Below are 25,444 nucleotides of genomic sequence, written 5' to 3' on the forward strand. Positions count from 1 at the left end.
CGCCGGTGACCAGGTGGGGGGCCAGGTCGGACTCGCTGTGGGCGTGGGTGCGGGCGTCGGAGGCGGCGTCGGGTCCGGCGGGAGCACCAGGCCCAGGTCGAGGTCGAGATCGACCATCGCCCGGGTCCTCGGCACGTCAGCCAGCCGAACAGGCGGGCGTCTCGCGCTCCCCGTCCCCACCGGCGCTTCCCGAACAAGCGTGACCTGTTCGCGGCCATCTGCGCGCCGGCTGGTTCCCCGGCAGGAGGTCGCCCGGCGGTTGAGTAAAGCTTTCGCCTGACGAGGCATCAACTTGCGTCGCTCACCGAAGAATGCAACAACTGCTCGATATGATCCGCCCCTGACAATCCGCCAGGACATCCCAGGGGGGATCGCTCCATGACCACCGATCACACCCGGCGCCGTACCGGCCTGCGGGCCGCGGCTGCCGTGTCGCTGCTGGCCGGCACGCTGGCCGTCGGCATTCCGTCCGTGCAGGCGGAGACCGTCCCGAACGGCCGCACCGCACTGGAGGGCACCGCCCCCGAGTGGACCGGTGCCGCCGCCGACGTCGGGGTCACCGCGGGATCCACCCAGGTCAGTGCCCGCGTCCACCTCGCCGGCCGGGACGCCCAGGGGTTGACCGCCTACGCCACCGCCGTCTCGGACCCGGCCTCGCCCTCGTACGGCAAGTACCTGACGCCCCAGCAGACCGAGGAGCGCTTCGGCGCGAGCCCGCAGCAGATCGCGGCGGTCACCGGGTGGCTGAGGTCCTCCGGGCTGACCGTCACCGGCGACGGCCGGCACTACCTCTCGGTCAGCGGCGACGCCGCGGCCGTGCAGAAGGCGTTCGCCACGCCGCTGCACGACTACCGCAAGGACGGCCGCACCTTCCACGCCCCCGCGCACGCCGCCTCCGCACCGCGCGAGCTGGCCGACGCGGTGCTCACCGTCACCGGCCTGGACAACGCGCCGCACCATGCCGAGCCGAAGGACACCCTGCCGGGCCCCGGCGCCGGCTTCCGCAACGCGGGCCCGTTCTCCACCTACTACGGCTCGAACACCGCCGATACGCTGCCGGACGCCTACGGCGCGAAGATCCCGTACGCCGTCCACGGCTACACCGGCACGCAGCTGCGTGCCGCCTACGGCGCGGGCAAGTACACCGGCAAGGGCGTGACGGTGGCGATCACCGACGCCTACGCCTCACCGACCATGGCGGCCGACGCGGCCGCGTACGCCGAGCGCAACGGCGACCAGGCCTACCGCAAGGGCCAGTACACCGAAGTCCTGCCGGCCTCCTACAACAGCGTGGAGGACTGCGACGCCGCCGGCTGGTACGGCGAGGAGTCCCTCGACGTCGAGGCGGTGCACGCGCTCGCCCCGGACGCGAACATCGTGTACGTCGCCGGCGCCTCCTGCAACGACCCCGACCTGCTCGACGCCCTCAACAAGATCGTCGACAGCCGGCTCGCCGACATCGTCTCCAACTCCTGGGGCGACATCGAGGCCAACCAGACCTCGGACACCGCGGCCGCCTACGACCGCACCTTCAAACTGGGCGCGGTCGAGGGCATCGGCTTCTACTTCTCCTCCGGCGACGACGGCGACGAGGTCGCCAACACCGGCAAGAAGCAGGTCGACATCCCCGCCAGCTCGGCCTGGGTGACCGCCGTCGGCGGCACCTCGCTGGCCGTCGGCAAGGGCGACCGGTACCAGTTCGAGACCGGCTGGGGCACCCAGAAAGCGGTCCTGTCCGCCGACGGCAAGAGCTGGACCGACTTCCCCGGCACCTACACCGGCGGCGCGGGCGGCGGTACCAGCTCCACCGTCAAGCAGCCCTTCTACCAGCGCGGGGTCGTGCCCGACGCGCTGGCGAAGGCCAACGGCAGGACCCGGATGCGCACCATCCCCGACATCGCCGCGGTAGCCGACCCCAACACCGGCTTCCTGGTCGGCCAGACCCAGTCCTGGCCCGACGGCACCGTCTCCTACGACGAGTACCGGATCGGTGGCACTTCGCTGGCCGCCCCGGTCATCGCGGGCGTCCAGGCGCTTGCGCAGCAGGCCCGGCACTTCCCGATCGGCTTCGCCAACCCGGGGATCTACGCCCGCTACGACTCGCCGCTCTACCACGACGTGACCGACCGCCCGCTCGGCGCCGACCGTGAACTCGCCGTCGCCCGCGTCGACTTCGTCAACACCGTGGACGCCGCCGACGGCCTGCGCACCTCGGTGCGGAGCCTCGGCAAGGACAGTTCGCTGCACGCGGTACGCGGCTACGACGACGTCACCGGCGTCGGCACCCCCGCCCCGGGCTACGTCGCCTCCTACGCGAGCCCGCTCCACTGACCCCGGCCCCGGCTGCACCGGATGCCCGGTCGGCGGCGGCCCGCCGGCGAGCATCTCGGCCGGCTCGCGGAAGAAGCGCTCCTGAGTTCTGTGGTCAGGTTCCGCGCGGGTGGTCCTCCGGAAGGTAGCGCCGGGGGACGCCGGCGCGGTCGACGGCGTGGAGGTCGAGAATGGCCCGATGGACACGGTGGCGGAACTGGTCGGACGGGCGCTGGCGACGGCGGGGGTTGCCGCCGAGGCGGGCGACTGGGGCGAGTACCGAGCCTTGTTGTGGCAGGCGGCCGCTGACGGGCCGACGGCGCTGCTGGTCGGGCTGGAGCTGATCCTTTCCGGTGAACCGGCCGAGCGCAGGACGGGGTGTGACCTGTTGGGTGATGCCGCCGATCAGAACGAGGAGATCCGCACCGAGACGGCGACCGCGCTGGTCGCGCTGGCCGAGCGGGAGACCGCGGTCGAGGTGCTGCGGTCCCTGGTGCACGCGGTCGAGCGGACGTACGACCAGCGCGCCGTGCCCGTCCTGGTCGGGTTCGCCGGGCATCCCGACGCCGAGGTCCGTCGGGAGGTGGCCTGCTCGTTCGCCGGTCTGGTCACGGGCCGGCCGGACGGGCCGGAGATCCGGGCGCTCATCACGCTGACCCGTGACGAGGAGCCGGAGGTCCGCAACTGGGCGACGTTCACCCTGGGATTCCAGGCCGAGGTCGACAGCCCCGAGATCCGGGCCGCGCTCTGGGAGCGGGTGAGCGACGGATACCCGGATGCCCGGGAGGAAGGCATCCGAGGGCTCGCCCGCCGACGTGACCCCCGCGCCGTGCCGCTGCTGACAGAACTGCTCGACGACCCCGAGGGCGCGCTCACCCTCACGTTTGACGCGGCGCAGCTCATGGGCGCCCCGGAACTCCTGCCGGCTCTGCTGACGTACGATCCCGCCGGCCCCGGGGTGGCCGCCGCCGTGCGAGCCTGCGACCCGGTGCAGCAGGCCCAACTGGAGTCGCACTACTGGGAGCTGCTGTCGACCCTCGATCGGCTCCGGCCCGACGTGGGCGTCGCCGTCCTCGCCGGTCGCTTCGAGGAGGGACTGACCCTCGACGTCGGCTCGTCGAGCTACGACGTCGAGGCGCTGATTGCCCGCGCGGGCGGTGACCCCCTGCGCGCCGTCGACCTGGTCCTCGCCGACCTGGCCTGAACCGTCGCGTCAGGGATGCATCCGCGCGCCCTTGAGGACCTTGTCCACCGCATTGCGCGGCCCATGGACGGCCAGCCCCACCACGTCGAGGTGGTGTGTCCCCACCGCCCGTACGGCCGCCCGGTTGTCGTGGTCGTTGCCCGTGGCGAACAGGTCCGAAGTGAACACGGCCGTCGGCAGCGAACGGGACAGGGCACGCCCGTGCGCGGTGGTCAGCAGCTCCTTCGTCCCCTCGAAGACCAGCACCGGCTGACGGAACATCGGCAGGTACGCGACGTCGTCGGCATCCGCGTACGGCTCGCCGATCAGTTCGGGTGCCGCCGTGCCGAGGCCGCTGACCAGGAAGGCGGTCACGTTCAGCCGCTGCCAGGGCTCCAGGTCCTCGCGCAGCAGTACAGCGATCTTCGTGTCGAAGCGGACGGGGTCGCTGGTGCCCCCGGGTTCGGTCTTGTCGTTCGTTCTCATGTCTTGAGACTGCGGGGTGGGCGCCTTCGCCGTCTTGTACGTTCCTTGCATGACGCCCCGCCAGGAGATCTCCGCTTGGCGCCCGTCGGTCCCGGGCGTCACGGAGGTCTTCCATGCCCGGTTCACCGAGCACGCGTACCCGATGCACGTGCACGACAGCTGGACCCTGCTGATCGTCGACGACGGCGCGGTCCGCTACGACCTGGACCGCCACCAGCGGGGTACCCCGGGCGACACCGTCAGCCTGCTCCCGCCACTGGTCCCGCACAACGGCTCACCGGCCACCGCCGGCGGCTTCCGCAAGCGGGTGCTCTACCTCGACATGACCCAGCTGGACGCGAGCTTCATCGGCCCGGCGGTCGACGGCCCCGACCTCACCGACCCCGTACTGCGCGCTCGCATCGGGCAGTTGCACACCGCGCTCGCCATCCCGGGGGACGAGCTGGAGGCGGAGAGTCGTCTCGCCCTCATCAGCCAACGCCTGCGCGCGCACCTGCGGCCCCGGCCGGTGGTCGGCAACGCGGTGCCCGGCCAGGGTGTCGCCCAGCACCTGCGCGACCTGCTCGACGAGCGCCTGACCGAGGCCACCACCCTGGACCAGGCCGCCCGCCTGCTGCACGCCCACCCCGCGCACCTGGTACGGGCGTTCAGCGCTGCGTTCGGTATCGCACCGCACCAGTACGTGACGTCGCGGCGGGTCGACCTGGCGCGTCGACTGCTGCTCGACGGACGGCCGCCGGGTGAGGTGGCGATCGCCGTCGGCTTCTACGACCAGTCCCACTTCACCCGGCACTTCAAACGGGTCTGGGGCATCACCCCGGGCCGCTACGCCCGTACCGGCGCCGCCAGTTGAGCCGAGGTCAGCCGTACCGCCGTACCGGGCTGGGCGGCTACCGGGTCACCTGGTTGAACACCGGGTAGATCTTCGGCTGCACGTCCGGAGCACCGACCTCCCGCAGGATCGGCACGATGATCTCGCCGAACTGCCGGAACGCTTCCTCGGACTCCCAGACATCGACAACGCACCACCCGTCCGGGGTCGGCCCGGCGGTGTGCGAGATGAGCCCGGCCACCGGCCAGTCGGCGGGGCTCTTGACCCCGCCGGGACCGCCCACCTTGATGGTGGTCTGCTCGTAGGCGGCCTGGGTCATGCCGGGCAGTTCGAAGATCACGATGATCGCCATGCTGGGCTCCGATATCGAGAGGGTTTTGCCGTGCCCGGCCCAGTCGACCAGCTCCGCCCGTCACCTGCGCGCTGCTCTGCGCCATACAGGCGAGGTGAGCCCCGCCCGGCCCGTGGCATCAGGCGGAATCCGGCTGGCCTCGGCCCAACGGGCCTTTGTCGCTAAGCCTGTTCGGGCCAGGCTCGCATCGCGAAGTCGGCGACCTGCTCGAGCTCGGCCTGGGTCGCGCCGTCGCGGGCCCGTTGGGACATGCCCTGCAGGACCGTCCCGACGAAGACGGCCAGTGCGGCGGCGTCGGTACCGGGTGGCTCGTGGCCGGCCGCGACGTCGGCGCGGATGCGGGACTCCAGAGCCCGGACGTTGCCGTTGCGTACGCTTCGCAGCTCGCGCTCCACCTCGCGTGTCGTGCAGTTGACGGTCGAGCTGGTCAGCAGGCAGCCCCACGGGTGGGCCGGGTCGGTGTACTCGGCCGCCGCCGCGTGCAGCATCCGCGCGATGCCCGCCCGGGCGGTCGGCTCCCCGTTCAGCGCGCGCGGCAGCACTGCGCCGTGCGTCTGCTGGTAGCTGGCCACGACTTCCTCGAACAGGGAGCGCTTGTCGCCGAACGCCGCGTAGAGGCTCGGTGGGCGGATGCCCATGGCGGCGGTGAGATCGGCGACCGAGGTCGCCTCGTAGCCGTGCTCCCAGAACAGGGCCACGGCCTGCGCGAGGGCGGCCTCGCGGTCGAAGGAGCGGGGACGCCCGCGCGGGACTGCGGACTGCTCGTGGGGCTGATCGGCGGCCATGGGGAAATTCTATATCGGGCACTACAGAAGAGTGCTACGGTCTCGTTCGGTAGCGATCGCTACAGAAATAATCGCGCGGGAATGAGGGCGTAGCCATGGGTTCGCTTGCAGGCAGGACGGCACTGGTCACGGGCGGCAGCCGGGGCATCGGCCGGGGCATCGCCGAGCGGCTGGCGCGTGAGGGTGCCCTGGTCGCCGTGCACTACGGCAGCAACCGGGAGGCCGCCGAGCTGACCGTCAAGGCGATCAGGGCCGACGGCGGCCGGGCGTTCGCCATCGGCGCCGAGCTGGGCGTGCCCGGTGACGCAGAGGCGCTCTGGGAGGCGTTCGACGCCGCGTTGGCCGAGCACAGCGAGGGTGCGACCGGGTTGGACATCCTGGTCAACAACGCCGGCATCGCCGCCCCCGGTCGAATCCACGAGGTGACCGAGGCGGACTACGACCGGGTCTTCGCGGTCAACGTCAAGGCGCCGTTCTTCGTCATCCGCCAGGGGCTCGACCGGCTGCGGGACGGTGGCAGGATCATCAACATCTCCTCCGGAGCCACCCGGATCGCCTACCCGGCCATCGCCGCCTACTCGATGACCAAGGGTGCGCTGGACGTCCTGACCCTGACCCTCGCCCAGGATCTCGGGCCGCGCGGGATCACGGTGAACTCGGTCAGCCCGGGGGTCGTCGCCACCGACATCAACCCCTGGCTGGCCGACCCGGAGGTCCATGCCGAGGTGGCGGCCTACTCCGTCTTCGGCCGGGTCGGCCAGCCGGGCGACATAGCCGACGTGGTCGCGTTCGTGGCCTCCGACGACGCCCGCTGGGTCACCGGCCAGACGCTGGATGCCAGCGGCGGCTCCGCACTGGGGGTGTAGTCCGAGTCGACGTCCCGTCAGGGCGCGACCGGCAGGCGGGCGAGCAGCGGGGCGAACGGGGCGGCGGTGGGGTGCCAGGGGGCCTCGTACTCCCAGGAGACCCAGGTGCCGGCGGGGAGCAGGCGCAGGCAGTCGGCGATCGGCAGGACACCGGCGCCCAGCGGCAGGGGGGTGAGGTCGTCGGGGGAGGCGATGTCCTTGATCTGGACGTAGCCGAGGTGGGGGGCCAGGGCGGCGTGCGAGGCGGCGGGGGATTCGCCGGCCAGCCAGGTGTGCATGAGGTCCCAGAGTCCGCCCACGGAAGGGGAGTTGACCTGGGCGGCGAGCCGGGCGACGTCGGCTGCGGCGCGGTGGGTGTCATGGGTCTCGACCAGGATCCGGACGCCCACCGCGTCGGCCGTCGGAGCGGCGGCGGTCAGGCGGCGGACGGCGGTGGGGTCGTCGCCGCGCGGGAAGACCCGGACGTACGGGGCGCCCAGGTCGGCTGCCAGCCGTACATGGTCGAGGAGTTCGGCGAGTACCGGGGCGTCATCGCCCGGCGTGGCGATCCGGACGTACGAGCAGACGGCCAGCGGCTGGACCTCGGCGGCAGAGAACTGCCGGACGACGGAAGCCCGTTCGGCGGCGGAGAGGCCGAGGTGGATCGGCTGGCCGGTGGCGCAGCGGAGTTCCACGCCTGACCAGCCGTGGGTGGTGGCGAGGCGCAGCACCTCCGGCAGCTGGACGTCCGGCAGGCCGAGGGTGGAGAAGGCCCACTTCATGACTGCATCACCGTCACCTTTCCTTCGGCCAACTCGGCCTGGTGGCAGGAGCCGTCGGGCCACCGAACTCGCAGACGCGGTCCGTCCACGGAGACTTGGAGGCCGGGGAAACCGTACTGCGCGGAGCGCCCGAGCCGGGCCGCGCAGACGAACAGCCCGTCGCTGGTCGTCCCGGTGAGTGCGGGCAGCGCGCCGACGGGCCCGAAGGCCGTACCGTCCGGCAGCTCGTACACCGAGGCGGGGCCGAAGCCGTGCAGGGGGCGCAGTGCCGAGCTCAGGTCCGGCGTCCGGGCCCAGGCGGTGCCGTCGGTGACCGCCAAGGAGACGGAGCTGCCGGCGACGGCCCAACCCCCTTGGTGCACCGGGGTTCCGGCCAGGGCGCCGGTCACCAGGTGAGCCCGGATCTCGTCCGCGCCGTGGGCCAGGGTGAGCGAGGTGACGGTGACGCCGTCCCAGGGGGAGTGGCTGGAGGCGGCCCAGCCGTCGCCCGCGCCGAGCGGGGTGATCCGGCCTCGTTCACTGACGACACCATCGCGGAGCAGCCCGAAGTGGTTGTCGGGCAGGGCAGACGGCCCGGTCACGGTGGAGTGCGCGAGCCTCGCGTACAACGGGTCGTCAGGGTGCGCCTCGTCCACCGGCTGGTCGTCGCTGCCGTGGTTGTGCAGCCGCACCACACCGTCGTCGGCGGTCGACTGGATCAGCCACCCGGGCACCGGCAGCGGGTGGACCGTGTCGGCGCGTTCGGCCGGGGCGGGCTCCTCCACCGCCGTCCAGACCGGGTGGGTCGGCGGCAGCAGCAGGCCGACGAAACCCTTGCTGGCCCAGTACGGCGAGGCGGGCCCGGAGTAGGACTGGACCAGCGGCGGGTACGGCCCGTACCAGCCGAGCGAGAGCAGCCCGTCGGGGCCGGCCGCGCCCCGGTCGAGGAAGTGCCGCAGGGTGCCGGAGGCGATCCGCCGGGTGGTGCCTGGGCTCAGCGGGGTGCGCCCGGCCAGTGCGCCCGCCCAGAGCGGGGCTGCGGCGGCGAACCGGTAGCTGAGCGAGCGGCCCTGGTGGATCGGGGCGCCGTCGCCGCCGAAGGTTCGGGCGTAGCCGTCCAGGTGGGCGGCGAGCCGGTCGCCGTAGCGGGCCAGCAGCGGCGGGTCGGCCGACAGGTGGGCGTGCAGGACGGGGTAGAGGTGCAGCGCCCATCCGTTGTAGTGGTCGAAGGCGCGCGGGCGGCCGTCGGTGTACCAGCCCTCGCCGAGATACCACTGTTCGATCCGGTACGAGTACTTCCGTTCGCGCGCGGCCGTGATCGAGGAGCTGTGCGCGGTCGACTTCCCGCTCTGGGCGGCGGAGATCGAGGATCGAGGCGGCCTCCACCATGGCCTGGCCCCGATCGGTGATCACCGGCCAGGACTCGTCGCCGGGAGTCAGCTCGCGCGAGCTGGTCGGGGCCAGGGTGCCCGCCGCCAGCCCGGCCGCGTACCGCTCGAGCAGCCCGGCCGGGTCGGCGCCGTCGGCCCCGGCCACCCGGAAGGCGGCCAGCAGGAAGGTGCGGGCGTACCCCTCCAGGCCGTCCGAGCGTGGCCCTGACCAGCTGGCACGTGGGCCCGGCAGGTCGATCAGGGCCTGGCCGGGGCTGGCGTACGGCCGGACGGCGGCCAGCAGGCCGTCGGCGACGGCCTCCCAGTGCGCCCTGGTCCAACCGGTGTGCGGGCTGAGCTCGCGGTCCTCGGGGGGCAGCGGGAAGGGAAAGACGGGCATGGCGGGTCCTCTGTCCGGGGCTACCCGCCGAATCTAGGAGGGCGCTGATCATGCGTCAAGGACTGCGGATCGAATGATCTGTTAAGAGATCAGTTCAGATCATTTGATCTCAATCCCTTGACTCCGATCGCCGACCGCCCCAAGATGGCGATCACACCTCGTCAGATCGCCGTAAGCAAGGCGGTCCAGGGTCAAATCGGCCTTCTCGATCCCCCCGTACTGGAGCCGTGCCATGCCCTCTTCCCCCACCCGCCCCCGCAGAGCCCTCCTCCTCGCGGCCGCCTCCGCGCTCTCGCTCTCCCTGGTCGCCGCCTGCGGCAGCAGCGGCAGCACGGGCAGCGCCGACCAGCCGAGCGCCGAGGTCAATGACGGCAAGCCGGTCAGCCTCACCTTCTGGGGCTGGGCCAAGGGCACCAAGGACGTGGTCGCGGCCTTCAACGCCTCGCACCCGAACACCCAGATCACCTTCGAGGAGATCCCCTCCGGCAACGCGGGCGGCTACGCGAAGATTGCCAACGCGGTGAAGGCGGGCAACGCCCCCGACGTCTTCAACGTCGAGTACCCGCAGCTGCCCGACTTCGTCAGCCAGGGCGCCGTGCAGGACATCTCCAAGCTGGTCAGCGCCGACCTGAAGGCCAAGTACCTGCCGCAGTCGGTCGAGCTGACCACCCTCGGCGGCAAGAACTGGGCGCTCCCGCTGGACGCCGCCCCGCAGGCCTTCTACTACCGCAAGGACCTGTTCGAGAAGGCCGGGATCACCGTGCCGAAGACCTGGGACGAGTTCCGCACCGCCGCCGAGAAGCTCAAGCAGGCCGATCCGAACACCCGGATCGCCACCTTCTTCCCGGACGACCCGAGCACCTTCGAGGCGCTCTCCTGGCAGGCCGGCGCCAAGTGGTTCGGCACCCAGGGCGACAGCTGGAAGGTCAACCTGACCAGCGCCGAGACCACCAAGGTCGCCGACTACTGGCAGAAGATGATCGCCGACGACCTGGTCCGCTCGATGCCCTCGTTCAGCCAGCAGTGGACCGCCTCGCTGCAGAAGGGCGAGACGGCCGGCTACCTCGGCGCCTCCTGGGGCGGCGGTGTGCTGAAGTCCTCGGTGCCGGACGGCACCGGCAAGTGGGCGGTCGCCCCGATGCCGAGCTGGGACGGCAGCCCCGCCAGCGGCATGCTCGGCGGCACCACCTTCGCGGTCTCCAAGGACAGCAAGAAGGCCAAAGCCGCCGTCGAGTTCGCCACCTGGGCCACCACCACCCCCGAGGGCATCAAGGCCCGGATCGCCTCCGGCACCTCCTCCGCCTACCCGGCCTCGCCCGAGCTGATCCCGGTCGCCAAGGCGGCCTTCGACACTGCCTTCTACGGCGGCCAGGACATCTACTCGATCTACGTCGACGCGGCCAAGTCCATCAAGCCGAACTGGAGCTGGGGCCCGGCGATGGGTGCCACCAACACCTCGCTGAAGGACGCCTTCGGCAAGCTCGGCAGCGGCGGCACCCTCGGCCAGGCCACGGACGGCGCGCAGAAGGCCACCGTCGCCGAGCTGAAGAACCGCGGGCTCAAGGTCGCCGAGTGACCACGCCCACCAAAGGCGTCCGGCGGAGCAGGTACGGGGCGGTGGGTGCGCTGCTCGCCCCGTTCCTGGTCCTCTTCACCGCCTGCACGCTCATCCCGATCGGCTACGCGCTCTACCTCAGCCTGTACACCGAGCGCAGTTCAGGACTCGGCTTCGGCGGCGCCGAGACCGTCTTCACCGGTCTGTCGAACTACACCCGGGCGCTCGGCGACGAGGCGTTCCGGGCCGGGTTCCTGACCACGGCCCAGTACTGCCTGCTGTACATCCCGCTGATGGTCGGCCTGTCGCTGCTGCTGGCCCTGCTGCTGGACTCCGCGCTCGCCCGGGCCCGCCGGTTCTTCCAACTGGCGCTGTTCCTGCCGCACGCGGTGCCCGGCATCATCGCGGCGCTGATCTGGATGTACCTCTACACCCCCGGCATCAGCCCGGTGATCAGTGCGCTGGACGCGGTCGGCTCGCATCCTGACCTGCTCGGCAGTCCGCTCCCCGCCGTGGTGAACATCGCGCTCTGGGAGTGGACCGGCTACAACATGGTGATCTTCTACGCCGCGCTGCAGGCCATCCCGCGCGAGGTGCTGGAGGCCGCCGTGGTGGACGGCGCCGGGCCGCTGCGCACCGCGCTGAACATCAAGATCCCGCTGATCCGGGCCTCGCTCACGATGGTCGGTCTGTTCACCCTGATCGGCTCGCTCCAGCTGTTCACCGAGCCGATGATCCTGCACGGCGTCTCACCCGGCGTCATCAGCACCTGGACCCCCAACATGTACGCCTACACCGCCGCCTTCGAACGCGGTGACTACGGACTGGCCGCGGCCTCCTCGGTGCTGCTCGCACTCACCGCCGCCGCGCTCTCCTTCGTGGTCACCCGACTCGGCCGGGGCCGCGCGGGCAAACGGACGGAGGTCACCGGATGACCACCCTGCTCTCCCCGCCCCGGCCTTCGGTGAGCGAGACCGAACGCCAACGCCCGCGCCGGCCCTGGTCGTTGTCGAAGACCGCGGTCAACGGCACGCTGTTGCTGGCCACCGCCTACACCCTGCTCCCGCTCGGCTGGCTGGTCACCGCCTCCGCCAAGAACACCGGCGACCTGATCGGCGGCCGGGCGCTCACCCCGGACCGCTGGAACCTCGGCGCCAACCTGAGCGCACTGGCCGAAGCCGGTGACGGCATCTACTTCCGCTGGTACCTCAACTCCCTGCTGTACGCCGGGATCGGGGCCGTGCTCTGCGCGTTCGTCTGCGTCTGCGCCGGCTACGCCTTCCACGTCTACGCCTTCCCCGGCAAGGAGAAGGTCTTCGGTCTGGTGCTGCTCGGCGTGCTGGTGCCGACCACCGCGCTCGCCCTGCCGATGTACCTGCTCGCCTCCGAACTGCACCTGGTGAACACCTTCTGGGCGGTCTTCCTGCCCTCGCTGGTCAACCCCTTCGGCGTCTATCTGGCCCGGGTGTTCTGCGCCGGGTACGTCCCCGGCGAGGTGCTGGAGGCGGCCCGGATGGACGGTGCGGGGGAGTTGCGCACCTTCTGGTCGATCGGGCTCAAGATGGTGATGCCCGGCTTCGTGACGGTGTTCCTGTTCCAGTTCACCGCGATCTGGAACAACTTCTTCCTGCCGCTGGTGATGCTCTCCGACAACCGGCTCTTCCCGGTCAGCCTCGGCCTGTACAGCTGGAACGCCCAGACCCGCGCCTTCCCCGAGTACTACCCGCTGGTGGTGATCGGCTCGCTGCTCGCCGTCGTCCCGCTGGTGGTCGCCTTCGTGGCCCTGCAGCGGCACTGGAAGGCCGGGCTCACCGCCGGGAGCGTCAAATGACCACCTTCACTCAGCCTGTTCAGGAGACCCGCGTGCCCGACCTCGCACCGGCGCCCGTCCCACCGGGCCGCCCGCTCCGCCGCCCGCGTGCCCTGCTGGCCATGCAGCGCGACCTGGCCGAGCAGCTGATCGACCCCGGTACGCTCGCCCGGCTCGCCGAACTCGCGGACCTCGACCCGCTGTTGGTGGTGGACGACTTCACCGAACCGGCCGCCGCCGCCGCCTTGCGGGAGGCCGAGGTGATCGTCAGCAGCTGGGGCTGCCCGCCGCTGGACGAGGCCGTACTGGCCGCCGCCCCGCAGCTGCGCGCGGTGATCCACGCTGCCGGATCGGTCAAGCACCACATCACCGACGCCTGCTGGCAGCGCGGCCTCCAGGTCACCTCCGCCGCCTGGGCCAACGCCCTCCCGGTCGCCGAATACACCGTCGCCGCCGTGCTGTTCGCCAACAAGCAGCTGTTCCGGATCCGCGAGGACTACCGCGCCAGGCGCGCCCCGCACGACTGGCAGCGCGCATACGCCGGCACCGGCAACTACCGCCGCACGGTGGGCATCATCGGCGCCTCCCGGATCGGCCGCCGGGTGATCGAGCTGCTCCGGCCGCACGACCTCGACCTGCTGCTGCACGACCCGTACGTGACGGCGGAGGAGGCGCTCGCGCTCGGTACCCGGGCGGTCGAGCTGGACGAACTCTGTGCCGCTGCCGACGTGGTGAGCGTGCACGCCCCCGAACTCGCCGAGACCCACCACCTGATCGACGCCCGCCGGCTCGCCCTGATGCGGGACGGCGCCACCCTGATCAACACCTCGCGCGGCTCGCTGATCGACCAGGACGCCCTGCTCGCCGAGCTGCTGCCCGGACGGCTGAACGCGGTGCTGGACGTCACCATCCCCGAGGTGCTGCCCGCCGACTCCCCGCTCTACGAGCTGCCGAACGTGCTGCTCACCCCGCATGTCGCCGGATCGCTCGGCGGCGAGCTGCACCGGATGGCCGTGGCGGCCGCCGACGAGCTGGCCCGCTACGCGGCCGGCCGGCCGTTCGCCCACCCCGTGCTGCCGCAGGACATCTCCACCAGCGCGTGAACTTGACTATCTGTTAGGAGTGTTGTGATGTCCCGCAGGGTCATCGGCGTCGTGATGAACGGCGTCACCGGGCGGATGGGTTACCGCCAGCACCTGGTCCGTTCGATCCTCGCCATCCGCGAGCAGGGCGGTCTCGCCCTCGGCGACGGCGAGGTGCTGTGGCCCGAACCGATCCTGGTCGGCCGGAGCGAGCTCAAGCTCAAGGAGCTGGCCGACCGGCACGGCCTCACCCACTGGACCACCTCGCTGGACGAGGCACTCGCCCACCCGCTGGCCGAGATCTACTTCGACGCCCAGGTCACCCCGGCCCGGGAAGCCGCGCTGCGTACCGCGATCGCGGCCGGCAAGCACATCTACACCGAGAAGCCGACCGCCGAGTCCCTTTCCAGCGCGCTGGAGTTGGCCCGCCTGGCGACCGCCGCAGGGGTGTGCAACGGCGCGGTGCAGGACAAGCTCTTCCTGCCCGGCCTGATCAAGCTCAAGCGGTTGGTGGACGGCGGCTTCTTCGGCCGGATCCTGTCCGTGCGCGGCGAGTTCGGCTACTGGGTCTTCGAGGGCGACTGGCAGAGCGCCCAGCGCCCGTCCTGGAACTACCGGGCCGAGGACGGCGGCGGGATGATCCTGGACATGTTCCCGCACTGGCGCTACGTGCTGGACAACATCATCGCCCCGGTCCGCTCGGTGTACGCGCACACCGCCACCCACATCCCGACCCGGGTGGACGAGCAGGGCGCGGCCTACCCGGCGACGGCGGACGACGCGGCGTACGGCGTCTTCGAGTTGGCGGGCGGTGTGACCGCGCAGATCAACTCCTCCTGGGCGGTGCGGGTGGACCGCGACGAGCTGGTCGAGTTCCAGGTGGACGGCACCGAGGGCAGTGCGGTCGCGGGCCTGCGCAACTGCCGGATCCAGCACCGGGGTTCGACCCCGAAGCCGGTCTGGAACCCCGACCTGCCGGCCGGTGAGTCGTTCCGTACGCAGTGGCAGCAGGTGCCGGACAACGGCGAGTTCGACAACGGCTTCAAGGTGCAGTGGGAGCTCTTCCTGCGCCATGTGGTGACCGGGTCGGAGTACCGCTGGGACCTGCTGGAGGGCGCCAAGGGCGTCCAACTGGCGGAGCTGGGGCTGCGGTCGGCCCGCGAGGGCCGCCGGTTCGACGTGCCGGAGCTGACGCTGTGACCGTCTCGCTGAACCTGCCGGGTGTCGGCCCGTACCGGATGCGGGAGCCGTTGGCGCTGCCGGCCGGTCCGGCCCCGGTCTCCCGGGTCGTGTACGCCGCCGCGCACGTGGTGGCCGATCCGCTCGGCACGAATGCTCCGGGTGCACCGGCCGTCCTCGACTGGGACGCCACCCTCGCCTTCCGGCACCACCTCTGGTCGCTCGGACTCGGCATCGCCGACGCGATGGACACCGCGCAGCGCGGCATGGGCCTGGACTGGGCAGCGACCCGTGAACTGATCACCCGCTCCGGCGCCGAGGCCCGCGCGGTGGGCGGCCGACTGGCCTGCGGGGTCGGCACCGACCAGCTCGCCGCCCCGTCGCTGGACGGCGTACTCGCCGCCTACGAAGAGCAGTTGGCGGTGGTCGAGCAGGCCGGCGCACAGCCGATCCTGATGGCCAGCCGAGCGCTGGCCGCCACCGCCCGTGGACCGGAGGACTACCTCGCGGTCTACGGGAAGCTGATCGGGCAGTCCGCGCAGCCGGTGATCCTGCACTGGCTGGGCGAGATGTTCGACCCGGCGCTGGCCGGGTACTGGGGGTCGGCCGACCTGGACCGCGCCACCGAGACGGTGCTGACCCTGATCGGCGAGCACACCGGCCGGATCGACGGCATCAAGGTCTCGCTGCTGGACGCGGACCGCGAGATCGCGCTGCGGCGGGCGCTCCCGGCCGGTGTCCGACTCTACACCGGCGACGACTTCAACTACCCGGAGCTGATCCGGGGCGACGAACTCGGCTACAGCGACGCCCTGTTGGGCATCTTCGACCCGGTCGCCGGGGTGGCCGCCGCCGCGCTGGGCGCGCTGGACGCGGGCGACCTCGACCGGTACGACGCGCTGTTCGGCCCGACCCTGCCGCTGGCCCGGCACCTGTTCGGCGCGCCGACCTACCACTACAAGACCGGGATCGTCTTCCTGGCCTGGCTGGCGGGGCATCAGGAGCACTTCACCATGGTCGCCGGGGCGCAGAGCGCGCGGTCGGTGCCCCACCTGGTCGAGCTCTTCCAACTGGCTGATGCCGCCGGTGTGTTGCCCGACCCTGAGCTGGCCGCCCGGCGGATGCGGGAGTACCTCGCGGTGACGGCGGGGGTGACGGCGTGACCAGGCTGTCGCTCAATCAGATCAGCACCAAGGGCTGGTCGCTGCCGGAGGCGGTGCAGGGCTGCGTCGACGCGGGCATCCCGGCGATCGGCCTGTGGCGGGACAAGGTGGCCGAGGTCGGCGTCGAGCGGGCCGCGAAGCTCTGCCGCGACGCCGGACTGGCCGTCAGCAGCCTCTGCCGGGGCGGCTTCCTGACCGCCGACACGGGGGAGGGCCAGAGGACCGCGCTGGCCGACAACCTGCAGGCGATCGAGGAGGCGGCCGAACTCGGCACCGACACCCTGGTGCTGGTGGTCGGCGGCCTCCCCGGTGGCTCCCGCGACCTGGTCGGCGCCCGGGGACGGGTGCGTACCATGCTGGCCGAACTCGCCCCGCATGCGGGTGACTTGGGTGTCCGGCTGGCGATCGAGCCGCTGCACCCGATGTTCTGCGCGGACCGGGCGGTGGTCTCCACTCTCGGCCAGGCGCTGGACCTCGCCGAAGCGTTCCCGGTCTCCCAGGTGGGCGTGGTGGTCGACAGCTACCACGTCTGGTGGGACCCGGACCTGCCCGCGCAGATCGCCCGGGCGGGCGAGCGGATCGCGGCGTACCAGGTCTGCGACTGGACCCTGCCGCTGCCCGCCGACGCACTGCTCGGACGCGGCCATGTCGGGGACGGCTGCATCGACTTCGGCGCGCTGGGGGCGATGGTCGCAGGTGCCGGGTACGACGGCTGGATCGAGGTGGAGATCTTCAACCAGCAGGTCTGGGACACCCCTGGCGCTGAGACCCTGGCCACGATGGTCGAGCGGCACCGTACGTACGTGGAACCTCGGTGAAGGTCGTCATCGTGCCGGACTCCTTCAAGGGGACGGCCACTGCGGTCGAGGCGGCCGAGGCGCTGGCGGCGGGCTGGCGCTCCGTCAGGCCGTCCGACCACCTGGTGCTGCGGCCGATGGCGGACGGCGGCGAGGGCACCCTCGCCGCCGTCGGCGCGGGCGGCGAGCTGGTGTCGGTGCCCAACTGCACCGGTCCGGACGGGCGTTCGGTCACCGGGCAGTACGCTCTGATCCCGGACGGGACGGCCGTGGTGGAGCTCGCCACCGCCAGCGGCCTCCCGCTGCTCGACCGTCTGGCCCCGCTCACCGCGACCACCCGGGGTACGGGCGAGGTCGTCGCGGCCGCGCTGGACCGGGGTGCCCGACGGCTGCTGATCGGCCTCGGCGGCTCGGCCTCCACGGACGGCGGGGCCGGGCTGCTGGCTGCGCTCGGGCTATTGATGCTGGACGCCAGTGGTCGTCAACTCCCCGACGGTGGCGCTGCTCTGTCTTCCCTCGCCAGGGTCGACTGTTCGGCGTTGCGGCCGATGCCGCCCGGTGGGGTGCTGCTGCTGACCGACGTGACCAACCCGCTGCTCGGCCCGTCAGGCGCCGCCACCGTCTATGGCCCGCAGAAAGGCGCCACCGCCGCGGACGTGGCCCGGCTCGACCAGGCGCTCGGCCGGCTGGCCGACCTGCTGGGCGGCGATCCGGACCAGCCGGGCGCGGGCGCAGCGGGCGGTACCGCCTACGGCCTGCACACCGCCTGGGGAGCCAAGTCGACCCCAGGCGCCCCGGCCATCGCCGACCTGCTTGGCCTCACCGCCGCCGTGGCCGACGCCGACCTGGTCATCACCGGAGAGGGCCGCTTCGACGCAACCTCCCTGCAGGGAAAGGCCGTCGGCGAAGTCCTCCACCGCGCCGCCCACACCCACACCACCGTCGTGGCCGGCGCCGCCACCCTCCCCGCCCTCACCCTGACCGCCCTGGCCGGCTCCACCGCCGAAGCCCTCGCCCGCCCCCTGCACTGGCTCCGCACCGCCGGGGCCACCCTGGCGAACTCGGCCTGACCCACGGTCGGCCCAGGTTCCCGCCGGAGCCCCGAACAGCGAATCCCGTCCCGAAGACCGACTCGGGGCGGGATTTGCCGTTCGAGGAAGGTGATTCAGATGAGGAGCGCCGGAGGCAACCTGCAATCTCACAGGTTCCCGCCGACGCGGTGAGCGTCGATGCTGATCCCGCCCCGGAGGCCGGCCCGGGGCTGGACCCATCCTTCGAGGAAGGCAATTCAGGTGAAGATCGCTGGAAGCATGAAGAAGCTGGCAAGCTCGGCCGTGGTCGCCACGGTCGGTGCGGCTGCCCTGGTCGGTGTGCTGGCGGGCCCGGCTGCGGCCGGTGGCTCGCACCCGGGCACCTGCCAGATGTACGACGTCTGTTACTTCTGGGACGACAACCTGACCGGTTCGCAGGCGGGTGTCTGGGGCCAGGTGGCCGATGTCGCCAACCCCTGGCTGACCTTCCAGACCGCCGGTGGCGGCCAGGGCCAGGGCCTGTCCAACAACGCGGGCTCGATCAGCAACCTGGACTACCAGCTCTGCCAGACGATCTACGAGGACGAGAACTTCGGCGGTCGCACCAACAGCATCTGGAAGAACGGCCGCCTGACCGGCTGGTTCATCACCAAGAACAACAACCGGGCCAACAGTGCGTATACGGCTGCTGACGGCATGTCGACGCGCGAGGGAGGGCTTGGTATGAAGCGGTTGGTCGGCCGGGCGGCGGTGGCCGGGGCGCTCGCGCTGGCGGCCGTGGTCGGGCTGTCCGGTGGTCAGGCGATGGCCTCCGGGGCGCACAGCACCTGTCAGATGGATGACATCTGCTACTTCTGGGACGACAACGGCCAGGGGTCCCGAGTGGGCATGTGGGGCATGGAGGTCGCGGACGTGATGAACCCGTGGATCACCTTCCAGACCGCCGGCGGCGGGCAGGGCCAGGGGATCGGCAACAACGCCGGATCCATCGGCAACTGGGACAGCGGCTTCTGTGTGACGGTCTTCGAGGACGAGTACTTCGGCGGCCGTACCAACAGCATCTGGAAGAACGGGTCGCTGACCGGCTGGTTCGTCACCAAGAACAACAACCGCGCGCACCGTTTCTACGGCTGCTGACGGCGGCACCACGGCACCACCACACACACCACCGAGGGGGCTGGAGCGCCTTGAGCAGGGTGAGCAGGAGGGCCACGGCGGGACCTGAGAAAGGAGCGGACAGTGACGCATCGGGGCAGCGTGGTGGCAACCGCCCTGCTGGTACTGGCGGCGCTCGCCGGGTGCAGTGCACCGGCCGCCCAGACCAAGGAGAGCGGCAAGGGAGGGCCGGTACTGCTGGCCTCGCGGCCGCAGATCGGCGGGACACCGGCGCGGCTCGACAGCACGCTCGGGCAGGCGTTGCCGCTGGCGGAGTATCAGCTCAGGCCCGAGGCCCGGCTGGCGGTCTCCAAGGCGGAGCGGATGCTGACCGCCAAGTGCATGGCCAGGTACGGGTTCTCCGACCCGAACGCCTGGCTGCCGGAGCCGCAGCCGGACCGGGATCCGCTGGAACGCAGGTACGGGCTCGCCGACGCGACGATGGCCGAGCAGTGGGGCTACCACGTGCCACCGGGTTGGAAGGGGCAGGTCGACGACCTGACCAGGCAGAACCGTCCGGTGCTCAGCCAGTCCGAACTGCTGGTGCTCTCCGGCCGTGGACCACAGGCCGGGCCGACCTCGTCCGGCGGGCTGTCGTACCAGGGCACGCCGGTGCCCGAGGGAGGCTGCCAGGGCGAGGCCAAGCGGCGGATCAGCCCGGACGGTGACTTCGACGATCCCGAGCTGGTGCGGCGGATCGACGGCAGCCCGCAGTCCGACAGCGATCCCGTGGTCCTGCAGGTGTTCGCCGACTGGTCGGCGTGCATGAAGGGGAAGGGCTTTGACCGGACCAAACCGGTCAAGGACCCCAAGGCTCCCAAGCTGGCGCCGGAGCCGAACCGGGCCGAGATCGAGCAGGCGACGGCCGACGTCGCCTGCAAGCGGCAGACCAACCTGGTGGGGGTGTGGTTCGCGGCGGAGTCCGCGTACCAGGACGCCATGATCCAGCAGAACATCACGGCGCTGGCGGAGATCAGGCAGCAGAACGACCGGACCGTCAAGGCGGCCACCGAGATCGTCGCCACCGGCTGACGCGGTAGAGGGAGCAGGGCAGTTGAACAAGCGCAGGGTGTCTCTGGTGGCCGGGGTGGTCTGTTCGGTCGCGGTGGCGGCCGGTGGGCTCAGCGCCTCGGCCTGGGTCAAATCGCCGCAGGAACGGGCGGCCGAGGCGGCCGCGCCGAGCCCCAGCGTGCTCACCGCCGCCGTGGAGCGGCGGGTGCTGCGGCAGAGCGTGGTGCTCCGGGGGGAGGTGGTGGCGGGGCAGTCCTTCGAGGTCACACCGAATGCCAAGGGCGGTGGGAAGTCGGTGGTGACGGCCGTGCGGGTGAAGGCGGGTGATCCGGTGGCGTCGGGGTCCGTGCTGCTGGAGGTGGGAGGCCGGCCACTGATCGCGCTGCCCGGGGCCAAACCGGCCTTTCGGGACCTGCGGCCCGGTTACACCGGCGACGACGTCCGGCAGTTGCAGAGCGCATTGAAGTCGCTCGGGTATGACCCGGGCGAGGCCAACGGTGTGTTCGGTTCCGGTACCAAGACGGCCCTGACCCGGCTGTTCAGCGCCGTCGGCTACCAGGCACAGCCGACCGGCGAGACCGATGAGGCCCAGCTCGCGGCCGCCGCCAAGCAGGTGAGGCAGGCCGAGCGGGCGGTCGCGGATGCCCGGGACGCCAACGACGCGAAGGCGGCCGCCCGGGCGGCCGACGACCTGGCGGAGGCCAGGAAGGCCCAGGCCGACCTGGTGGCCAGGACCGGACCGGTACTGCCGCTGTCGGAGTACCTGTTCCTGCCCGGATTTCCGGCGGCTGTCGGCGGATTGAAGGCGGAGGTCGGCGCGGAGGTCGCGGCTCCGGCCATCACGCTGTCCAGCGGAGACCTCCGAGTGCGCGGCGTCCTGAACTCCGAGCAGAAGAACTCGGTCAAGCCCGGTATGGCCGTGGAGATCGCCTCCGAGGTGCTCGGTACGACCGTGCCCGGCACCATCGAGTCGATCGGCGAGCTGCGCACCGACAAGACCAACCCGGCCAACAACGGCTATCCGCTGGTGGTCACACCGACCAAGCCGTTGGATCGTCAACTTGCGTCTCAGAACGTCCGGTTGACGGTCGCGGCGGCCAGTACCGGCGGCGAGGTGCTGGTGGTGCCGTTGTCCGCGCTGTTCGCCGGCGCGGACGGACAGGTGGGCGTCGTCCGGCGAAGTCCGGACGGACGGGAGGAGCGCATCCCGGTCGCACCCGGCCTTCGGGGTGACGGTTCCGTAGCCGTCACCGGCCCGCTCGACCCGGGCGACCGGGTGGTCATCGGGGTGCGGCTGCCATGACGGTGATCGAACTGCATGGCGTCGGCCTCACCTACCCGGGCCCGCCGCCCGTGCCGGCTCTCCAGCCCTGTGAACTGACCGTACGTCGGGGCGAGTACGTGACGATCACGGGACCGTCCGGTTCGGGTAAATCCACCCTGCTCAACCTCCTCGGGCTGCTCGACCGGCCGACCGAGGGCCGGTACCTGCTGGACGGTGTGGACACCGCACCGCTGCCGGAGCGGGAGCGGACCGCGCTGCGGGCCTACCGGATCGGATTCGTCTTCCAGTCCTTCCACCTGCTGCCGCACCGCTCGGCGACCGAGAACGTCACCCTTTCCCAGCTCTACCGGGGGACCGGCGCACGGACCCGACGGCGGGAGGCCCAGGCGGCGCTGGAACGCGTCGGGCTTGGCCACCGCAAGGACGCCCTGCCCAGCCGTCTCTCCGGCGGCGAGCGCCAACGGGTCGCCATCGCACGGGCCTTGGCGGGTGAGCCCAGCCTGCTGCTCTGCGATGAGCCGACCGGAAACCTGGACTCCGCGACGGCCGACACCGTGCTGGAGCTCATCGACACGCTGCACCGGGACGGGATGACGGTGCTGATGATCACTCACGACACCGGGATCGCGAGCCGGGCCGGACGGGTCGTCAGCATCAAGGACGGAGTGCTCACCGGATGACCGCCGACCGATCGCGGATCAGAGTGGCTGACCTGCTCGCCGAAGCCCTCGCCGGGATTCTCCAGCGGCCCGGGCGTACGGTGCTCACCCTGTTGGGCACGGTGCTGGGGGTGGGCGCGTTCGTCGCCGTCCTCGGCCTGACTGCCAGCGCGACCGGCCAGATCAGCCAGCGATTCACCGAACTCGCCGCCACCGAGGTCACGGTGGAGGAGATCCCGGCCGCCGACAGCAGTACCGGACCGGCTTTCCCGGCCGACGCGGACCAGCGGATCGAGCAGCTGAACGGTGTGCGGAACGCGGGCGTCTACTGGACGGTGGACGCCAACAAGGCCGGCCCGGTGACCGGGGTGCCGCTGCCCGGCGCGCCCACCGGAGCGCAGAGCGTGCTGGCCGCCTCGCCCGGACTGCTGCGGGCGATCCGTCCGACGGTACGGGAGGGACGGCTCTTCGACGAGGGGCACGAGCGCAGCGGCGACCACGTGGTCGTCCTGGGCGGCGCGGTCGCGGCCCGGCTCGGCGTCACCCAACTCGCCCATCGCCCAGCAGTCTTCATCGACGGCACCGCGTTCACCGTGGTCGGCATCATCGCCGATGTGCAGCGCCGTCCGGAGAGCCTGCTCGACGTCATCGTGCCCAGCCACACCGCCTCGGTGCTCTGGGGCACCCCGAAGCAACCGCCGAAGATGCTGATCGAGACCCGGCTCGGGGCGGCCCGGGTGATCGGCAGTCAGGCCGCACTGGCCCTGCGGGCGGAGGCGCCGGAACGGTTCCGGGTGCAGACGCCGCCCGATCCGCGTGCCCTGCGCGACGGGGTGGGCACCGACCTGGCCGCGCTGTTCCTCGCGCTGGCCGGCGTCTGCCTGGCGATCGGCGCGGTCGGGATCGCCAACACCACCCTGGTGGCGGTGATGGAACGCTCCCCGGAGATCGGACTGCGCCGGGCCCTCGGGGCTCGTCCGCGGCACATCGCGGCACAGTTCCTCAGCGAGAGCGCCCTGCTGGGGACGGTGGGCGGCCTGCTGGGCGCCGGGCTCGGGACGGCCGTGGTGGTGCTCGCCGCGATCAGCCGGGAGTGGACCCCCGTGATGGCACCGTGGACCGTCGCCGGTGCCCCACTGGCAGGCCTGACCGCCGGTCTTCTGGCGGGCCTCTACCCCGCACTCCGTGCTGCCCGGGTCGAGCCGGTGGAGGCACTCCGCCGGTGACCACCGCCCGAGCAGCAATCGGGGTGGACGGGGGATCCGGGCCGGCGTTTTCCAGCTCGGTCGTGATACCGAACTGACGGACTGTGGGTCCGAGGTGTGGACGGTCGGTGGTGGGCGGGGTTCGGCGGGGGAGGATGGGGCGACCCCGAGATGAGCCCGGCGTGGAGGACCCTGTGACGGTTGTCGAGATTCCTGGATCGAAGTCGGTGACGGCGCGTGCGCTGTTCCTGGCGGCTGCGGCGGAGGGGACCACCAGGCTGCTCAGGCCACTGCACTCGGACGACACCGAGGGGTTCGCCGAGGGGCTGGCCAAGCTCGGGTACGAGGTGGCGGCCGACGGGCAGGACTGGGTGATCGAGGGGCGGCCGCAGGGGCCGGCCAATGATGCCGAGGTGTACTGCCGGGACGGGGCGACCACGGCGCGGTTCCTGCCGGCATTGGCGGCGGCGGGGTACGGGGAGTTCCGGTTCGATGCTTCGGCGCAGATGCGGCGGCGGCCGGTCGGCCCGCTGACCGAGGCGCTGCGCGAGCTCGGGGTGCAGCTGGTGCACGAGGAGCAGGAGGGCCACCACCCGCTGCGGATCAGCGCCAAGGGCGTCAAGGGCGGGGAGTTGACGCTCGACGCCGGGCTGTCCTCGCAGTACCTGACGGCGTTGCTGCTGCTCGGTCCGCTGACCGAGCAGGGGCTGCGGATCACCGTCACCGACCTGGTCTCGGTGCCGTACGTCGAGATCACGCTGGCGATGATGCGCAGCTTCGGGGCGGAGGTGCAGCGCGATGGCAAGGTCTTCGTGGTGCCGCCGGGCGGCTACACGGCGACCGCGTACCCGGTCGAGCCGGACGCCTCGACGGCCAGTTACGTGTTCGCGGCGGCTGCTCTGACGGGCCGTGAGGTGACCGTCCCCGGTCTCGGGAGAGACGCGCTGCAGGGCGACCTGCGGTTCGTCGACGTGCTGGAGCGGATGGGCGCGACGGTGCGGATCGGCGCGGATGCGGTCACGGTCACCGGCACCGAGGGCGGTCGGCTGCGCGGGCTGACGGTGAACATGCGGGACATCTCCGACACCATGCCCACCCTCGCCGCGATCGCGCCGTTCGCCGACGGTCCGGTGCGGATCGAGGACGTCTACAACACCCGGGTCAAGGAGTGCGACCGGCTGGAGGCCTGCGCGGAGAACCTGCGCCGGCAGGGGATCACGGTCGGGACCGGCCGGGACTGGATCGAGATCCACCCGGGGACCCCGCAGGCGGCGGAGATCGCCACCCACGGGGACCACCGGATGGTGATGTCGTTCGCGGTCGCGGGTCTGCGCACGCCGGGCACCACCTTCGACGACCCGGGCTGCGTACGGAAGACCTTCCCGGCGTTCCACCAGGAGTTCGCGAAGCTGCGCGAGACCTGGGGCGTCTGAGCAGCGGTCAGGTGGCCTCGACCGGCCGGAGCCTGCGCGCGACCAGCGTGCCGAGCCGGTCGAGGCCGACCACCAGTGCGGCCAGTGCGATGAACTCGAAGGTCAGCTGGACCACCTGGAGCGACACCCAGCCGTAGCCCTTCTCGGACGGGTCGAGGAAGAAGTACGGGTACTTGTTGGGAAAGTCCGGGAAGATCGCGGCCCGGGCCAGCGTGACGGCCGCGTAGCCGAGCGGGAAGGTCAGCCAGAGCGGCAGGTCCTTCCAGCGCGAGACGTTGCGCGGCTTGAGGCAGAGCCAGTCGGTCAGCACCAGCACCGGCGTGACGTAGTGCAGGAAGAAGCTCGACCACTCCTGCCGGAGGTCTGCTCCGTCCACCAGGCCGGGCAGCGGGTTGACGCCCTTGTTCAGCAAAATGTGCGCGACCAGGCCGGTGATCGTGATGTACAGCGTCGCGGCGCCGCGCAGCCGGGGCGCGGGGGCGTCCACGGTGTCCCGCTTGACCATCCAGTACACGGCGCCGATGTAGTAGCCGAGCACGATGACGTTGCTCTCGACCGTGAAGTACACCAGCGAACCCGTACTGAGGATCAGTCCGAGCCCGGCCGAGATCACCACGGCCAGGCGGCACCAGAGCGCCGGGCGGGTCCAGACTGACATCGCGTTCACCAGTTCTTTTCGTACGGTTCGCCCCCCAGGGGACCGGTCGACGCACTCTACCCGTGGGTAGCCGACGTGCGGAAGGCGCTCCCCGGCA

24 protein-coding genes and 3 pseudogenes are annotated in these 25,444 nt (G+C 71.5%); 19 read left to right on the plus strand and 8 right to left on the minus strand.

What is annotated here, in order from left to right; genetic code table 11:
- The first annotated feature begins 378 nt into the window (after positions 1 to 378).
- Positions 379 to 2,331: a protease pro-enzyme activation domain-containing protein gene (locus ASC99_RS05780; protein WP_057228977.1), complete on the plus strand. Its 1,953-nt coding sequence runs from the start codon at positions 379 to 381 to the stop codon at positions 2,329 to 2,331.
- A gap of 178 nt (positions 2,332 to 2,509) precedes the next feature.
- Positions 2,510 to 3,514, plus strand: a complete 1,005-nt coding sequence (locus ASC99_RS05785) for a HEAT repeat domain-containing protein (protein WP_157531392.1) — start codon at positions 2,510 to 2,512, stop codon at positions 3,512 to 3,514.
- Positions 3,515 to 3,523: 9 nt separating this feature from the next.
- On the opposite strand, the gene ASC99_RS05790 is transcribed toward ASC99_RS05785, so the two are convergent.
- On the minus strand, positions 3,524 to 3,979 hold the full coding sequence (locus ASC99_RS05790) for a DUF2000 domain-containing protein (protein ID WP_057228982.1): 456 nt from the start codon (positions 3,977 to 3,979) through the stop codon (positions 3,524 to 3,526).
- Positions 3,980 to 4,028: 49 nt separating this feature from the next.
- Here ASC99_RS05790 and ASC99_RS05795 point away from each other — a divergent pair, with 49 nt between their 5' ends.
- Positions 4,029 to 4,832, plus strand: coding sequence for an AraC family transcriptional regulator (locus ASC99_RS05795; protein ID WP_057228984.1), 804 nt, complete (start codon positions 4,029 to 4,031; stop codon positions 4,830 to 4,832).
- Between the two features lie 37 nt (positions 4,833 to 4,869).
- Here the strand turns inward: ASC99_RS05795 and ASC99_RS05800 are convergent, their stop codons facing one another.
- Both ASC99_RS05800 and ASC99_RS05805 read right to left on the minus strand, forming a co-directional pair.
- Positions 4,870 to 5,163: a hypothetical protein gene (locus ASC99_RS05800; protein WP_057228986.1), complete on the minus strand. Its 294-nt coding sequence runs from the start codon at positions 5,161 to 5,163 to the stop codon at positions 4,870 to 4,872.
- A gap of 161 nt (positions 5,164 to 5,324) precedes the next feature.
- The gene (locus ASC99_RS05805) at positions 5,325 to 5,948 is read right to left on the minus strand and encodes a TetR/AcrR family transcriptional regulator (protein WP_057228988.1); all 624 of its coding nucleotides are present in this window, start codon (positions 5,946 to 5,948) and stop codon (positions 5,325 to 5,327) included.
- 95 nt (positions 5,949 to 6,043) lie between these two features.
- Here ASC99_RS05805 and ASC99_RS05810 point away from each other — a divergent pair, with 95 nt between their 5' ends.
- On the plus strand, positions 6,044 to 6,814 hold the full coding sequence (locus ASC99_RS05810) for an SDR family oxidoreductase (RefSeq protein WP_057228989.1): 771 nt from the start codon (positions 6,044 to 6,046) through the stop codon (positions 6,812 to 6,814).
- 17 nt (positions 6,815 to 6,831) lie between these two features.
- On the opposite strand, the gene ASC99_RS05815 is transcribed toward ASC99_RS05810, so the two are convergent.
- The 3 genes and pseudogenes from ASC99_RS05815 to ASC99_RS40095 form a co-directional block, all read right to left on the minus strand.
- The gene (locus tag ASC99_RS05815; protein WP_057228991.1) at positions 6,832 to 7,575 is read right to left on the minus strand and encodes a sugar phosphate isomerase/epimerase; all 744 of its coding nucleotides are present in this window, start codon (positions 7,573 to 7,575) and stop codon (positions 6,832 to 6,834) included.
- A complete protein-coding gene (locus tag ASC99_RS40090; RefSeq protein ID WP_235583007.1) occupies positions 7,572 to 8,339 on the minus strand; it encodes a hypothetical protein in 768 nt (255 codons plus the stop codon). Before ASC99_RS40090 ends, ASC99_RS05815 begins: the two co-directional genes overlap by 4 nt.
- Positions 8,340 to 8,387: 48 nt before the next feature.
- A pseudogene (locus tag ASC99_RS40095) lies at positions 8,388 to 8,873 on the minus strand (DUF2264 domain-containing protein); the annotation flags it as partial.
- Between ASC99_RS40095 and ASC99_RS42025 the strand changes: the two are divergent.
- Positions 8,842 to 8,920: pseudogene (locus tag ASC99_RS42025) on the plus strand (TetR/AcrR family transcriptional regulator); the annotation flags it as partial. The pseudogenes ASC99_RS40095 and ASC99_RS42025 overlap by 32 nt on opposite strands.
- A gap of 62 nt (positions 8,921 to 8,982) precedes the next feature.
- On the opposite strand, the pseudogene ASC99_RS40105 reads toward ASC99_RS42025, so the two are convergent.
- Positions 8,983 to 9,324, minus strand: a pseudogene (locus ASC99_RS40105) (DUF2264 domain-containing protein); the annotation flags it as partial.
- 232 nt (positions 9,325 to 9,556) lie between these two features.
- Between ASC99_RS40105 and ASC99_RS05825 the strand changes: the two are divergent.
- The 14 genes from ASC99_RS05825 to aroA all read left to right on the plus strand — a co-directional run bounded on the left by ASC99_RS05825 (position 9,557) and on the right by aroA (position 24,689).
- Positions 9,557 to 10,900, plus strand: a complete 1,344-nt coding sequence (locus tag ASC99_RS05825) for an ABC transporter substrate-binding protein (RefSeq protein ID WP_057228992.1) — start codon at positions 9,557 to 9,559, stop codon at positions 10,898 to 10,900.
- A complete protein-coding gene (locus ASC99_RS05830; RefSeq protein ID WP_057228994.1) occupies positions 10,897 to 11,814 on the plus strand; it encodes a carbohydrate ABC transporter permease in 918 nt (305 codons plus the stop codon). The genes ASC99_RS05825 and ASC99_RS05830 overlap by 4 nt, the downstream gene beginning before the upstream one ends.
- Complete coding sequence (locus ASC99_RS05835; RefSeq protein ID WP_057228996.1) at positions 11,811 to 12,710, plus strand: carbohydrate ABC transporter permease; 900 nt, start codon at positions 11,811 to 11,813, stop codon at positions 12,708 to 12,710. Before ASC99_RS05830 ends, ASC99_RS05835 begins: the two co-directional genes overlap by 4 nt.
- 101 nt (positions 12,711 to 12,811) lie before the next feature.
- Complete coding sequence (locus ASC99_RS05840) at positions 12,812 to 13,792, plus strand: hydroxyacid dehydrogenase (RefSeq protein ID WP_057229245.1); 981 nt, start codon at positions 12,812 to 12,814, stop codon at positions 13,790 to 13,792.
- Between the two features lie 27 nt (positions 13,793 to 13,819).
- Complete coding sequence (locus tag ASC99_RS05845) at positions 13,820 to 14,971, plus strand: Gfo/Idh/MocA family protein (protein WP_057228998.1); 1,152 nt, start codon at positions 13,820 to 13,822, stop codon at positions 14,969 to 14,971.
- 38 nt (positions 14,972 to 15,009) lie between these two features.
- On the plus strand, positions 15,010 to 16,113 hold the full coding sequence (locus tag ASC99_RS05850) for a dihydrodipicolinate synthase family protein (protein WP_157531398.1): 1,104 nt from the start codon (positions 15,010 to 15,012) through the stop codon (positions 16,111 to 16,113).
- Positions 16,110 to 16,931, plus strand: coding sequence for a sugar phosphate isomerase/epimerase (locus ASC99_RS05855; RefSeq protein WP_057229002.1), 822 nt, complete (start codon positions 16,110 to 16,112; stop codon positions 16,929 to 16,931). The genes ASC99_RS05850 and ASC99_RS05855 overlap by 4 nt, the downstream gene beginning before the upstream one ends.
- Positions 16,928 to 17,980, plus strand: coding sequence for a glycerate kinase (locus ASC99_RS05860; protein WP_057229004.1), 1,053 nt, complete (start codon positions 16,928 to 16,930; stop codon positions 17,978 to 17,980). Before ASC99_RS05855 ends, ASC99_RS05860 begins: the two co-directional genes overlap by 4 nt.
- Positions 17,981 to 18,220: 240 nt before the next feature.
- Positions 18,221 to 19,078, plus strand: coding sequence for a peptidase inhibitor family I36 protein (locus ASC99_RS05865; RefSeq protein WP_162257853.1), 858 nt, complete (start codon positions 18,221 to 18,223; stop codon positions 19,076 to 19,078).
- Positions 19,079 to 19,180: 102 nt separating this feature from the next.
- Entirely contained in the window at positions 19,181 to 20,128 is a 948-nt protein-coding gene (locus ASC99_RS05870) for a hypothetical protein (protein ID WP_157531393.1), read from the plus strand.
- Between the two features lie 22 nt (positions 20,129 to 20,150).
- On the plus strand, positions 20,151 to 21,410 hold the full coding sequence (locus ASC99_RS05875) for an efflux RND transporter periplasmic adaptor subunit (protein WP_082598107.1): 1,260 nt from the start codon (positions 20,151 to 20,153) through the stop codon (positions 21,408 to 21,410).
- Positions 21,407 to 22,072, plus strand: a complete 666-nt coding sequence (locus ASC99_RS05880) for an ABC transporter ATP-binding protein (RefSeq protein WP_057229011.1) — start codon at positions 21,407 to 21,409, stop codon at positions 22,070 to 22,072. Before ASC99_RS05875 ends, ASC99_RS05880 begins: the two co-directional genes overlap by 4 nt.
- Positions 22,069 to 23,277: an ABC transporter permease gene (locus tag ASC99_RS05885; protein WP_057229013.1), complete on the plus strand. Its 1,209-nt coding sequence runs from the start codon at positions 22,069 to 22,071 to the stop codon at positions 23,275 to 23,277. Before ASC99_RS05880 ends, ASC99_RS05885 begins: the two co-directional genes overlap by 4 nt.
- Positions 23,278 to 23,450: 173 nt before the next feature.
- Positions 23,451 to 24,689, plus strand: a complete 1,239-nt coding sequence (gene aroA, locus ASC99_RS05890) for a 3-phosphoshikimate 1-carboxyvinyltransferase (RefSeq protein ID WP_057229016.1) — start codon at positions 23,451 to 23,453, stop codon at positions 24,687 to 24,689.
- Positions 24,690 to 24,696: 7 nt separating this feature from the next.
- Here aroA and ASC99_RS05895 read toward each other — a convergent pair whose 3' ends face one another.
- Positions 24,697 to 25,347, minus strand: a complete 651-nt coding sequence (locus ASC99_RS05895) for a Pr6Pr family membrane protein (protein ID WP_057229018.1) — start codon at positions 25,345 to 25,347, stop codon at positions 24,697 to 24,699.
- Between the last annotated feature and the right edge of the window lie 97 nt (positions 25,348 to 25,444).

Origin of the sequence: Kitasatospora sp. Root107 (assembly GCF_001424875.1) — a bacterium.
Classification (GTDB): domain Bacteria; phylum Actinomycetota; class Actinomycetes; order Streptomycetales; family Streptomycetaceae; genus Kitasatospora.